This window comes from Pelagivirga sediminicola, assembly GCF_003072125.1.
Taxonomy (GTDB): domain Bacteria; phylum Pseudomonadota; class Alphaproteobacteria; order Rhodobacterales; family Rhodobacteraceae; genus Roseovarius; species Roseovarius sediminicola.
The window spans coordinates 442,900-455,546 of record NZ_QCYH01000002.1; the positions used below are offsets into that span (position 1 = coordinate 442,900).

The 12,647-nt window shown below is 66.2% G+C and carries 12 protein-coding genes; 7 read left to right on the forward strand and 5 right to left on the reverse strand.

The window, feature by feature from the left end:
• Positions 1-8 precede the first annotated feature (8 nt).
• Positions 9-254 carry a DUF8831 family protein gene (locus tag DC366_RS05845; protein WP_108691239.1) on the reverse strand — a complete coding sequence of 82 codons (246 nt, stop codon included), beginning with the start codon at positions 252-254 and terminating at the stop codon, positions 9-11.
• Positions 255-391: 137 nt separating this feature from the next.
• Here DC366_RS05845 and DC366_RS05850 point away from each other — a divergent pair, with 137 nt between their 5' ends.
• Positions 392-1,105: a M48 family metallopeptidase gene (locus tag DC366_RS05850; RefSeq protein WP_108691240.1), complete on the forward strand. Its 714-nt coding sequence runs from the start codon at positions 392-394 to the stop codon at positions 1,103-1,105.
• The gene (locus DC366_RS05855) at positions 1,105-1,461 is read left to right on the forward strand and encodes a YigZ family protein (protein ID WP_108691241.1); all 357 of its coding nucleotides are present in this window, start codon (positions 1,105-1,107) and stop codon (positions 1,459-1,461) included. Before DC366_RS05850 ends, DC366_RS05855 begins: the two co-directional genes overlap by 1 nt.
• 10 nt (positions 1,462-1,471) lie before the next feature.
• Here the strand turns inward: DC366_RS05855 and trhA are convergent, their stop codons facing one another.
• Both trhA and rimO read right to left on the reverse strand, forming a co-directional pair.
• Positions 1,472-2,113, reverse strand: coding sequence for a PAQR family membrane homeostasis protein TrhA (trhA, locus tag DC366_RS05860; RefSeq protein WP_341476682.1), 642 nt, complete (start codon positions 2,111-2,113; stop codon positions 1,472-1,474).
• Between the two features lie 127 nt (positions 2,114-2,240).
• Complete coding sequence (gene rimO / locus DC366_RS05865) at positions 2,241-3,620, reverse strand: 30S ribosomal protein S12 methylthiotransferase RimO (protein ID WP_165802852.1); 1,380 nt, start codon at positions 3,618-3,620, stop codon at positions 2,241-2,243.
• A 120-nt stretch (positions 3,621-3,740) separates the two neighbouring features.
• Here rimO and DC366_RS05870 point away from each other — a divergent pair, with 120 nt between their 5' ends.
• Positions 3,741-5,723, forward strand: a complete 1,983-nt coding sequence (locus tag DC366_RS05870; RefSeq protein ID WP_108691243.1) for an AsmA family protein — start codon at positions 3,741-3,743, stop codon at positions 5,721-5,723.
• Between the two features lie 111 nt (positions 5,724-5,834).
• On the opposite strand, the gene DC366_RS05875 is transcribed toward DC366_RS05870, so the two are convergent.
• Entirely contained in the window at positions 5,835-6,467 is a 633-nt protein-coding gene (locus DC366_RS05875) for a GcrA family cell cycle regulator (protein ID WP_108691244.1), read from the reverse strand.
• Positions 6,468-6,614: 147 nt separating this feature from the next.
• Here DC366_RS05875 and DC366_RS05880 point away from each other — a divergent pair, with 147 nt between their 5' ends.
• The 4 genes from DC366_RS05880 (at position 6,615) to gnd (ending at position 11,153) form a co-directional block, all read left to right on the forward strand.
• Positions 6,615-7,418 (forward strand): ABC transporter permease, encoded by an 804-nt coding sequence (locus DC366_RS05880; RefSeq protein ID WP_243405047.1) that lies wholly within the window; start codon positions 6,615-6,617, stop codon positions 7,416-7,418.
• A gap of 70 nt (positions 7,419-7,488) precedes the next feature.
• Positions 7,489-8,664: an aspartate aminotransferase family protein gene (locus tag DC366_RS05885; protein WP_108691245.1), complete on the forward strand. Its 1,176-nt coding sequence runs from the start codon at positions 7,489-7,491 to the stop codon at positions 8,662-8,664.
• 61 nt (positions 8,665-8,725) lie between these two features.
• Positions 8,726-9,652 (forward strand): ornithine carbamoyltransferase, encoded by a 927-nt coding sequence (argF, locus tag DC366_RS05890; protein ID WP_108691246.1) that lies wholly within the window; start codon positions 8,726-8,728, stop codon positions 9,650-9,652.
• A 76-nt stretch (positions 9,653-9,728) separates the two neighbouring features.
• Positions 9,729-11,153 carry an NADP-dependent phosphogluconate dehydrogenase gene (gnd, locus tag DC366_RS05895; protein ID WP_108691247.1) on the forward strand — a complete coding sequence of 475 codons (1,425 nt, stop codon included), beginning with the start codon at positions 9,729-9,731 and terminating at the stop codon, positions 11,151-11,153.
• A gap of 15 nt (positions 11,154-11,168) precedes the next feature.
• Here gnd and DC366_RS05900 read toward each other — a convergent pair whose 3' ends face one another.
• On the reverse strand, positions 11,169-12,647 hold the full coding sequence (locus tag DC366_RS05900; protein ID WP_243405048.1) for an inorganic phosphate transporter: 1,479 nt from the start codon (positions 12,645-12,647) through the stop codon (positions 11,169-11,171).

Genomic DNA, 12,647 nt, shown 5'->3' on the forward strand with positions numbered 1-12,647 from the left:
CGGCCCGGTCAAGAGCCCTTGCCGACGGGCAGGCGGGTATAGACGCCCTCGGGCAGGTTGAGCGCGGCGCCCAGATCGCGCAGTTGCGCCATGGACAGCGTAATGGTGCGCATCTCCTCCAGCCGCGTGTCGAACTGGTTGATGGTGATGCAGTCCTCGAAGGCGTTGATGATCACATCCTCCTGCAAGGGCGCGGCGCCCTCGTCCACCAGCGTGATGACGGTCGTGTCGAATTCATGTTCTATCGAAAACACTTGGCGCCTCCCTCTCTTGCGATCCAAGGGCGCAGCTTGGCGTGATCGGCGATGCCTTGCAAGGCGCGCGCAAACCGGCTGGTCCTTGCGGCGTGGCTTGGATAAGCTGGGGCAAATCATCCTAGCGGAGATACTCCATGCGTAAACTGACGCTCTTGTGCGTTCTGGCCCTTGCAGCCTGTGATGTGCCGCCGCCCGTGTCGCAGGGCCCCGGAAGCACCCAGACCAGCCAACCGGCACGAGGCAGGGTGCCGACCCCGACATCGGCGAAGCTGGCGCAGTTCGACGCGGTCGTCGCCGCGGTCGAGCCGGTGGCCGAGCGCGAGTGCAACGCGCGCACCAACGGGATCAACTGCGATTTTCAGATCGTGGTCGATGATCGGCCCGGCCAGCCCGCAAACGCGTTTCAGACCGTCGACAAGCAGGGCCGTCCGATTCTGGCGTTCAACCTCGCGCTGATCGCCGAGGTGCGCAACCGCGACGAGCTTGCCTTCGTCATGGGCCATGAGGCCGCGCATCACATCAACGGCCACCTGGGCAGGCAGCGCAACAACGCGATGGCCGGGGCGATTTTGCTCGGCGGTCTGGCAGCGATCACGGGCGCGGGGCAGGGCGCGGTGCAGAACGCCACCGATCTGGGCGCGGGGCTTGGCGCGCGCACCTATTCCAAGGATTACGAGCTTGAGGCCGACGCGCTGGGCACCGTCATCACCAAAAGGGCGGGATATGATCCGGTGCGCGGTGCCGCCTTCTTTACCCAGATCGCCGATCCGGGCGACAGGTTCCTGGGCACCCATCCGCCCAACGCCAAGCGGATCGAGACGGTGCGGCGGGTGAACGCCGGCCTTTGATGCGCCAGTTGACCGGCATCGTCAGCGACCGGGGATCGAAATATGCGGTCTCCGGTGGCCCCGCCGCGTCGCGGGAAGAGGTCGATGCATTTCTGAAGGATCTCAAGCGCGACAAGAAATTCGCCAAGGCCACGCACAATACATGGGCCGTTCTGCTGCCCGATGGAACGCCCCTCAAGGGCGACGACGGCGAGGCGGGGGCGGGCATGGTCATCGTCCGGATGCTGGAGCGCGCGGAGCTTACGGGCCAGTTGATCGTGGTGACGCGCTGGTATGGCGGCAAGCATCTGGGCGGCGACCGGTTTCGCCATGTGCAGACCTGCGTTTCGGAATGGCTGGACAGCTTCGCCGACTGAGATCCGTGCGTCATGCTGTGGCGTAGACGGCCCCCGCAATTCCCGCAAAGAAACATCCCGAGGCCAACATCACGAAAACATGCCAGATCGCATTGGCGAAGCGCAGCTTTTCCCACGTGTAGAATGACAGCCCTGCCGTATAAAGCAGCCCGCCCGCGAGGATCAGATTCAGGCTCATCCATGAAAGGTGCGGCAGCAAGGGGATGAACAGCGCGACGCCCAGCCAGCCAAGCGCGAGATACGGCCAGTATCCTGTCGTCATGCGGCCGCGCCGCGCCATCAGCTTGGCCGCCGCACCCAACAGGGCCAGCCCCCAGACCAAGCCCAGCAGAAGATATCCGAAAGCCGTGCCCAGAAGTACCGCAAGGGGGGTGAAGGTGCCCGCGATCTTGAAATAGATCGCCGCGTGATCGAGCCGCCGCAGCACCGGCCGGGCAATGGTATCGGCCAGAAGATGATACAGACCCGACGCGCAGAGCATCGCCAGCAACGTCGCGCAATAGATCGCAAGCGCCGACCAGATGCCCCATCCGGCACTGCCCGCACCGCGCCCCAGAAGCCAGATGACCGCGGCGATGCCGAGCGCGACGCCCGCGATGTGGACGGCGCCGTCGGCAATGCGCTCGGCACGGGAGTAGGGAGGGTAGGACATGATCGTCATACCTTTCAGACTAGGGTGGAACTGTTAAGAAATCACTATCTCAGATCATTGCGCAGGCGGTCATGCCGCGCCAATCATAACACAAATGCCGTCGGTTCGGTTCCGGCCCGCACTGGTTTTACCGGATGCGCGGCGTGCCCCAGAGATCATACTCGCCCGCCTCGTCCACCAGCACGCGCAGCACATCGCCAACGGCGATGCCCGATGTATTCTCGTCAATGAAAAGATTGCCGTCGATTTCGGGCGCATCGGCCTTGGTGCGGCAAGTGGCAATGCCGTCTTCGTCAATATCGTCGACAATCACCTCTTGCACAGAGCCAACCTTGGCGGCCAGTTTCTCGACGGAAATCGCCTGCGCCTTTTCCATGAAGCGATCCCAGCGCTCCTGCTTGACCTCAGCGGGCACATGATCCGGCAGATCGTTCGAGCGGGCACCGGCCACGTTTTCATATTGAAAGCAGCCCACGCGATCCAGCTGCGCCTCGTCCAGCCAATCCAGCAGGGTTTGAAACTCGGCCTCGGTCTCGCCCGGATAGCCGACGATGAACGTGCTGCGCAGCGTGATGTCGGGGCAGATGTCGCGCCATGCGGCAATCTCGTCCAGCGTTTTCGCCGCCGCCGCAGGGCGCGCCATGCGGCGCAGCACATCAGGGTGCGCATGCTGAAACGGGATGTCCAGATAAGGCAGCACCAGCCCGTCCGCCATCAACGGAATCAACTGCCGCACATGGGGGTAGGGATAGACGTAATGCAGCCGCAGCCAGGCGCCAAGACTGCCCAGATCGCGCGCCAGATCGGTAATATGCGCGCGATGCCCGCGCTCCTCGGCGTGTTTGATATCGACGCCGTAGGCGGAGGTATCCTGAGAGATCACCAGCAGTTCGCGCACGCCGTTTTCCACCAGCTTCTCGGCCTCACGCAGCACCGCATGCGCCGGGCGCGAGGCAAGGCGGCCGCGCATGTCGGGGATGATGCAGAACTTGCACTTGTGGTTGCAACCCTCGGAAATCTTTAGATAAGAGTAATGCCTTGGCGTCAGGCTGACTGCCGATTGCGGTAGCAGGTCGATGAAGGGATCGGGCCGGGGCGGCACGGCGGCATGCACCGCGTCCAGCACCTGCTCATACTGGTGCGGGCCGGTCACGGCCAGCACGCGGGGATGCGCGCCGGTGATATAGTCCGGCTCAGCCCCCAGGCAGCCCGTCACGATCACCCGGCCATTCTCGCGCAGCGCCTCGCCGATCGCGCTCAGGCTTTCGGCCTTGGCGCTGTCCAGAAATCCGCAGGTGTTCACGATCACCGCATCGGCGCCGACATAATCGGGCGAGATGCCGTAGCCCTCGGCGCGCAGGCGCGTCAGGATCCGTTCGCTGTCCACCAGCGCCTTGGGGCAGCCGAGCGACACCATGCCGATGGTCGGCTGGCCGTCGCGTTTGGCGCCGGACGCGAGGCGCGCGCGGGCAAGGTCGGGGCGAAGATCGGGAGGATTGATGTTCATCTGCGCGATATAAACGACCGGAGGCGCGTGCAAAAGGGGCAAACTGTTGCCGCTGCCCCGGCGGCGCCCTAGACTGCGATACAAAGCGGGCCGCAGGCCACATGTCGAAAGAGCAGCCGGATGAAATTTATCTTCAAACTTCTTGGATTTGTCCTGATTGCGGTGATCCTCGCGGTCGGCGCGCTGTTTTTCCTGCCGGGCGAGCGGATCGCGCGCATCGCCGCCGAGCGCATCAGCGACATGACGGGCCGAGAGGTCACGATGTCCGGCGAGACGTCGATCAGTTTCTATCCGATCCTGGGAATCAGCACCGGCGCGACGACCATCGCCAATGCCGAATGGGGCACCGGCGGCCCGATGCTGAGCGCCAAGAGCTTCAAGGTCGGCGTCGATCCCATGGCGCTGATCGCGGGCGATATCAAGATCACCGGGCTTGAGATCACCGATCCCAGCATCGTGATCGAACGCGACAGGAACGGGCGCGGGAACTGGCAGATCGGCGTTGACGGCGTTGCCTCGTCGGGGCAGTCCGAGCAGTCCGGCGGCGCGCCGGGCGCGGCATCGAACCCTCTGGCGCTGACGCTGGACCGTGCGCTGATCACCAATGCCTCGGTTACATATATCGATCACGCGGCGGGCACGCGCCAGCATTTGGGCGGGATGGATCTGGACATGCGCTGGCCCACCTATGCGGGCGAGGCGACGTTCGACGCCGTGCTGCGTCCGGGCAAGCAGGATGTGCATCTGACAGGACGGCTCGGCACGCTGGGCCCGTTTCTGGAAGGCGCGGTGTCGCCGCTGGAAATCACCGTTACCACCGATGGCGGCACGCTGGCGCTGAACGGGCGGGCCAGCGCCGCGCCGCAACTGGACGCGCAGCTCAGCGCCGATATCGGCAATACGTCGCGCTTCATGGCGGCGCTCGGTCTGCCCGCCACGCAGCCCCCCGCCGGTCTGGGCCGGAGCATCAAGGCGAGGACAAACATCAACCTGACCGAGGATCTGCGCGTCGCCTTGCGCGATCTGTCGCTGGGGCTGGATGGCAATGCGCTGACCGGAAACGCCGACGTGGTGACAGCGGGCGCGCGGCCCCGCATCACCGCGCAATTGTCGGCCGGTGCGCTCGATCTGACCGGCCTCACGGGCGGCGAGGGTGGCGCGGCGCCAGCAGCAGGCACCGGCGGCGGCGCGCCCAGCGAAAGGTGGTCCACCGCGCCCATCGACGCGGGTGCGCTGGGCGCGGCGGATGCCAATATCTCGCTCACCGCAAGCAGCCTCGATCTGGGGCAGTTCAAGTTCGGCGCGGCGCGCATCCTGCTGACCATCGACAATGCCCGCGCCGTCGCGCAGCTGCAGCAACTGGAGGGCTACGGCGGCGCCATCACCGGTCAGGTCGTGGCCAATAACCGGTCGGGCCTGTCGGTCGGCGGCGATCTGACGGCGCGCGGCATCGACATGGAGCGCCTGCTGACAGATGCGGCGGGGATCACGCGCTTTGCCACCACGGGGACTGCCAGCCTCGATTTCCTCGGCGTCGGCCAATCGGTCGATGCCATCATGCACAGGCTGAGCGGCAATCTCAAACTGGCCACCGGACGCGGCGTCATCAGCGGCTTTGATCTGGACCGGCTGATGCGCACGGGCGACGGCAGCGGCGGCACGACGGTCTTTGACGAGGTCGGCGCCAGCTTTGCCATCAAGGACGGCGATATGCGCGGCGACGATCTGACCATGTCGATGCCGCTGGCTACCGCCACCGGCAAGGGGCGCATCGGCCTTGGCGCGCGCGATATCGACTATCTGTTCACGCCGGTCCTGCTTCAGGGCGAAAACAGTCGCGGCCTCGCCATTCCGGTGCGCATTCGCGGTCCGTGGGCGGATCCGTCGATCCGGCCCGATCTGGAAAAGGCGATCGACCTCAATTTCAAGGAAGAGCGCGAGAAGCTGGAAAAGAAGGCCCGCGAGGATATCGAGAAGGAGATCGACAAATTCGTCGAAAAGGAGCTCGGCGTTCAAAAGCAGCAGGGCCAGTCCATCGAGGATGCCTTGAAGGATGACGTCAAAAGACGCGCCGCCAAGGAGCTTTTCAAGCTTTTCGATTAAGGTGCTGCGCGAATTTCATTTGCCGCCAAACACGCCTCGGCGGCCCTGACACGCAAAAGCCCCACCAGACAGGGCGGGGCTTTGGGAAAGTCGGAGCAAGCGGATTGCGGCTCAGCGCCGCCGGTCGCGGCGCGAGCTCATCGGCTGGAACGCCACGCCGACATGCGCCTCGCAGTAAGGCTTGCCCGCTTGCGACGGCAGGCCGCAGAACCAGAAATCATCCGTCGCCGGATCGCCCACGGGCCATTTGCAGGTGCGCGAGGTCAGCTCCATCAGCGACAGCTTCTTGGCCTTTTTCTCGACCTCGCTGACCTTGGCCAGCGCCTTGGGATCGATCTCGTTGGTCGAGGGTTGCGGCGGCAGGGGCTGCCCGGCCGGGATGATCGGCTTGATGCGGGTCACGGGGGCGGGGGCGCGCTCTTCCTCCGGCTCGGGTGCAGGCTCGGCCTTGGCGGCGGGCTTGGCCGCAGGCGCCTTGGCGGGTTTCGCGGCCGGTTTCGGCGCGGCCTTGGCGCTCTGCCGCTCGGCGGCGGCTTCCGGCTCGGCGGGGGCGGCAGCGGGAGCCGCCTGCGCGGGCGCTGCGGCTGCAGCGCCGCCATTGCGGTTCGACAGGCCCAGCCGGTGCACCTTGCCGATGACGGCATTGCGCGTGACACCGCCCAGTTCCTTGGCGATCTGGCTGGCCGACTGGCCTTCGCCCCACATTTTCTTCAGCAGTTCGACGCGATCATCGCTCCAGGACATGGACCCGTTCCTATAACCAAGGGCGGCCCGCATCAGATCGCGCCGCCCTGCAAATTTCTTGAGTTCCCTATTTTAATCACTCGGGCTTGAGTTACAAGACATCGCGTGACACCGCATCAAAGTACACCGTCCATACAGGAGCCATTCATGCACGATTTTGCGAAAATGGGCACCCGCCGCTTCGGGCGGGTCAACTGGCTGGGCCTTGCCACCCTTTGCTCGCGCGAATTGCAGCGCTTTCTGGCCGTCTGGACGCAGACGCTGCTGGCACCGCTCGCCACGGCGGCGCTGTTCCTGGTGATCTTCACCATCGCCATCGGGCCCACGCGCGGTGATGTGATGGGCGTGCCCTTCACGCATTTCATCGCGCCCGGCATCCTGATGATGACGGTGATCCAGAACGCCTTTGCCAATACGTCCTCTTCCATCGTCATCGGCAAGGTGCAGGGCAATATCGTCGACACGCTGATGCCCCCGCTCAGCCCGCTTGAGCTGGTGCTGGGCTACCTTGTTGGCGCGATCGGGCGCGGGCTGTTCGTGGCGGTGGCGATCGCGACGGGCCTGGCCGTGTTCGTCGGGATCACGCCGCTGCATCCGCTGATGCTGCTGGGCTATGTCGTGCTGGGATCGGCCTTCATGGGCGCGCTCGGCATCGTCGCGGGGATTTTCGCCAACAAGTTCGACCAGATGGCGGCGATCACCAATTTTGTCGTGACGCCCCTCGCGTTCCTGTCGGGCACGTTCTATTCGGTCGACGCGCTGCCGCCCGTTTTGAACGAGATCACGCATTTCAACCCGATCTTCTACCTGATCGACGGGCTGCGCTTTGCCATGCTGGGCGTGTCGGACAGCGCGCCGGGGCTTGGCGCCGTCGTGGCCGTCGGCTCGACGCTGGGCGTCAGCGCCATCGCGCTGGCGATGTTTGCGCGCGGCTACCGGCTCAAGGCATGAAAGACGCGCCGATTGACAGCGCGCGGCGCCTGAGTCACTCCTTGCCGCCTCTAGCCGAAGGAAATGCGCCATGATCCCCTCCGTCCTGCCCACCTATAACCGCGCCCCGCTGACCTTCGTGAAGGGCGAGGGCAGCTGGCTGATCGAGGCGGACGGGCGCCGCTTTCTGGACATGGGCGCAGGGATTGCCGTCAACGCGCTGGGCCATGCGCATCCGGCGCTGGTGGACGCGCTGACGCAGCAGGCGCAGGCGCTCTGGCACACGTCGAACCTTTACAACATCCCCGCCCAGCAGGAGCTGGCCGACCGCCTTGTCGCCGCAACCTTTGCCGATACCGTATTTTTCACCAATTCCGGCACCGAGGCGTGCGAGCTGGCCGTCAAGATGGCCCGCCGCCATTTTCACGACGCGGGCCAGCCCGAGCGCACGCGCATCATCGCCTTCGAGGGATCGTTTCATGGCCGCTCGGCCGCCGGCATCGCCGCCGCCGGGTCCGAGAAGATGACCAAGGGCTTCGGCCCGCTGCTGCCCGGCTTCACGCATCTGCCATGGGGCGATCACGACGCGCTGAAGGCCGCCATCGATGACAGCGTCGCCGCCATCCTGATCGAGCCGATACAGGGCGAGGGGGGCATCCGCCCGCTGTCCGATGTCTGCCTCAAAGGGCTGCGCGATCTGTGCGACGCGCATGGCATCCTGTTGATCCTGGACGAGGTGCAATGCGGCATGGGCCGCACCGGGCGGCTCTTTGCGCATGAATGGGCGGGCATCGCGCCCGATATCATGATGGTGGCCAAGGGGATCGGCGGCGGCTTCCCCCTCGGCGCGGTGCTGGCGACCGAGCGCGCGGCAGCGGCGATGGTGGCGGGCACGCATGGCTCCACCTATGGCGGCAACCCGCTGGCCTGCGCGGTCGGCTGCGCGGTGATGGAGCAGATCGCGACCGAAGATTTCCTGCAGGACGTGCGCGCCCGCGCCGGATACCTGCGCCAGCGGATGGAGGCGCTGGTCGCCGCGCATCCCGATGTCTTCGAGGCGGTGCGCGGCACCGGGCTGATGCTCGGCCTCAAATGCCGCGTGTCCAACACGGACGTGCTGAATGCCTGCTACGAGGCGCAGCTTTGCGCGGTGCCCGCGGCCGACAACGTGCTGCGCCTGCTGCCGCCGCTCAACATCACCGAGGCCGACATCGCCGAAGCCTTCGCCCGGCTGGACGCTGCCGCGACTGCCGTTTCTTCTTGCTGAAAATATCCTCGGGGGTCCGGGGGCAGACAGCCCCCGGCGCCGCCGGCAACCGGGACAGACAATGAATCATTTTCTCGACATCCACAAAACAGACCCGGCCGCCCTGCGCGGCATCATCGACAGCGCGGCAGCGATGAAATCCGCGCGCGCCGGGCGCTCTCGCGGTGCGCTGGATGACGATCTGCCGCTGGCGGGCCAGATGGTCGCGCTGATCTTCGAGAAACCCTCGACGCGCACGCGGGTCAGCTTCGATGTGGGCGTGCGGCAGATGGGCGGGCAGACGATGCTGCTGTCGGGGCAGGAAATGCAGCTGGGCCATGGCGAGACGATCGCCGACACCGCCCGCGTGCTCAGCCGCTATGTCGATCTCATCATGATCCGCACCTTCGACGAATCGGTGCTGATCGAGATGGCCGAATATGCCGACGTGCCGGTCATCAACGGCCTCACGGACCGCACCCATCCGTGCCAGATCATGGCCGATATCCTCACCTATGAGGAGCATCGCGGCCCGATCAAGGGCCGCAAGGTGGTCTGGTCCGGGGATGGCAACAATGTCTGCGCCTCGTTTCTGCACGCCGCCAGGCAGTTCGGCTTCGACATGACCTTCACCGGGCCCGCACAGCTGGACCCGGAGGCCGAATTCGTCGGACTGGCGCGCAACGCCGGCGTGCGCGTCACTATCGAGCGCGATCCGCATGAGGCAGTCAAGGGCGCCGATCTGGTCGTCACCGATACGTGGGTATCCATGCATGACAGCCAATCGGCAAAGGAGCGGCGCCACAACATGCTGCGCCCCTACCAGGTGAACGAGGCGCTGATGGCCGCCGCCAAGCCCGATGCGCTCTTCATGCATTGCCTGCCCGCCCATCGCGAGGAGGAGGCGACCAGCGCGGTCATGGACGGGCCCCATTCGGTCGTCTTCGACGAGGCCGAGAACCGCCTTCACGCGCAAAAGGCGATCATGCGCTGGTGCCTCGGCCTCTGACGCGCCGCGCGCAAGCCTTGGCAAAGCCGCCGCCGTTTCCTACGCTGGGCCGCTCAAGCCGCATGGGGGATCGCAGGTGGGCACGGCACGGATCGGCGTTTACGGATTGGGCACGATGGGCAGCGCGCTGGCGCTGAACATGGCCGAGAATGACATCGACGTCGCTGTCGCCAATCGCGAGGCGGCGTGGATCTCGCCCTTCATCGCCGAGGCGGGAGCGCTTGCGCAGCGGCTGCATCCGCAGGATGATCTGGCCACGCTGATCGGCGCGCTGCCGCAGCCACGCGTGCTGTTGTGCATGATCCCCTCCAGCGCACCGATGGACGAGGTGATTGCCGCCGCCCTGCCGCTTCTGGCGCCGGGCGATACGATCATCGACGGCGGCAACGCCGATTTCCGCGCCACCCGCCGCCGCAGTGCGGAGCTGGCCGCGCGGGGCATCCACCTTGTCGGCATGGGCGTCTCGGGCGGCGAGGCGGGCGCGCGGCACGGCCCCTCCATGATGGTCGGCGGTCCCGCGCATAGCTGGGCGCAGCTGCAGCCGATCCTGACGGCGATTGCCGCGCGCTACCAGGGGGATCCTTGCGTCGCTCATCTGGGGCCGGACGGGGCGGGTCATTTCGTCAAGACGGTGCATAACGGCATCGAATACGCCGACATGCAGGTGATCGCCGAAATCTATGGGCTTGCGCGCCACGGCGCCGCGCAGGCACCGCAAGCCATCGGGCAGATGTTCGCGCGCTGGAACGCGGGGCCGCTACGCTCGTATCTGGTCGAGATCACGGCCGAGATCCTGGGCTACGACGATCCGGCCACGGGCCACCCGGTGGTGGACGTCATCCTTGATGCGGCGGGCCAGAAGGGCACCGGGCGCTGGACCGTGATCGAGGCGGTGCGCCTTGGCCAGTCGGCCAGCATGATCGACGCCGCCGTCGCCGCGCGCAGCTGGTCGTCGGAAAAGGACATGCGCGTGCGCGCCGAGGCGGCGCTGGGCGGCGCGCGCCATGCGCTGGAGCTGGAGGAGGACACGCTGGCAGAGGCGTTTCTGGCGGCGCGCATTCTGTGTTACGCGCAGGGCTTTCGCCTTCTGGCGGCGGCCAGCGATGAGTATGACTGGTCGCTCGATTACGCGCGCATCGCGCAGATATGGCGGGCGGGCTGCATCATAAGATCGGCCCTCCTGGACGATATCTCGGATGCGTTCGGCGCGGGCGTTCCGGGGGCTGAGCTGTTTCTTGCGCCCGCCATGGCCGCGCGCCTGACGGACGCGGCCCCCGCGCTGCGGCGCGTCGTCTCCGCCGCGATCGCCGGGGGCCATGCGGTGCCGGCGCTGGCCGCCGCGCTGGGCTGGTTCGACACGATGCGCCAAGGCTGGGGCACCGCCAACATCACTCAGGCGCAGCGCGATTTCTTTGGTCATCACGGCTTTGCCCGGCTGGGCGCGCCGGGCGTTCATCACGGGCCATGGTGGGCTGAAGATAGCGCCGACCGGCCCGGTTGAGGGCGGCGGGGCACGCTACTGGATCAATGTCAGCAGGGTGAAGATCACGCCGGACATCAGCGCGGCGGCGGGCACCGTGATGACCCAGGCGGCGACGATGGTCATGAAATGGCTGCGGCGCACCAGCTTGCGGCGCTGGCGCTCATCCGCCTCGATACTGGGGCTCTCGCTGCGCACCGGCAGGTTTTGCCGCCGCCGCCGCTCCATATGCCATTCGCGGTAGAAGCCAACGCCAAAGACGCCGCCCACGGCGATATGGGTCGAGCTGACCGGCAGGCCCAGCCAGCTGGCCATGATGACGGTCATTGCGGCCGACAGCGCGACGCAATAGGCGCGCATCGGGTTCAGCTTGGTGATCTGGCTGCCCACCATGCGGATCAGTTTCGGCCCGAAAAGGAACAGGCCGAATGAAATGCCGAGCGCGCCGATCACCATGACCCAAGTGGGGATCTCCACATCGGCCGCCACGTCGCCCGCCTGCACCGCATGCACGATCGCCGCCAGCGGGCCGACCGCATTGGCCACGTCATTGGCCCCATGCGCAAAAGACAGCAGCGCCGCCGAGAAGATCAGCGGCAGCCCGAACAGCGCCTTGACCGATTTGTTGCGGTTCTCCATCCCCTCCGACTTGCGCCGGATCATGGGGCGCGTGCCTGCCCATGTCGCGATCCCCAGAACCACGCCGATCAAAAGCGCCGTCTGCATGTTGATCGCGATCACGCTTTTCAGGCCCTTCAGCGCAAGATAGGCCGCGAACGTGCCGGCCATGATCCCCACGAGAATCGGCACCCAGCGGCGCGACGCCTCGATCTTGTCCTCCTGATAGAGGATGCGGCTCTTGATGAGCGCCAGGAACGCCGCGGCGATCACACCGCCCAGCAGCGGCGAGATCACCCAGCTGGCGGCGATCGCCGCCATCGTGGGCCAGTTGACCGCCGCGATCCCGGCCGCCGCGATGCCCGCGCCCATGACCCCGCCGACGACCGAATGGGTGGTCGATACCGGCGCGCCGATCTTGGTGGCCAGATTGACCCAGAGCGCGGCGGAAATCAGCGCCGCCATCATCGCCCAGACAAATATCCGCGTCTCGGCCACGCCTGCCGGGTCGATGATTCCCTTGGAGATGGTCGAGACGACGTCGCCGCCCGCCAGAAGCGCGCCGGCACTTTCGAAAATGACGGCAATGGCGATCGCGCCGCCCATCGACAGGGCGCCGGCACCCACCGCAGGGCCCATGTTGTTGGCGACGTCATTTGCGCCGATATTCAGCGCCATGTAGGCGCCAAAGACGGCGGCGGCCACGACAAGGCTGCTGGTGGGCGTCTGCACGAAGAAGATGGCGGCGGCGAGACCGGCCAGCATGATGAAGGCCAGCGCGACGCCCATCGCCACCAGCGGGCGCGCCACGTAGGCGGCCGCCGTCTCCACATGGGAGATGCGGCTCAGATCCTTGTCGATCGTGCTCCAGTTGCGGGTGTCGGGTGTCTTGGCCAA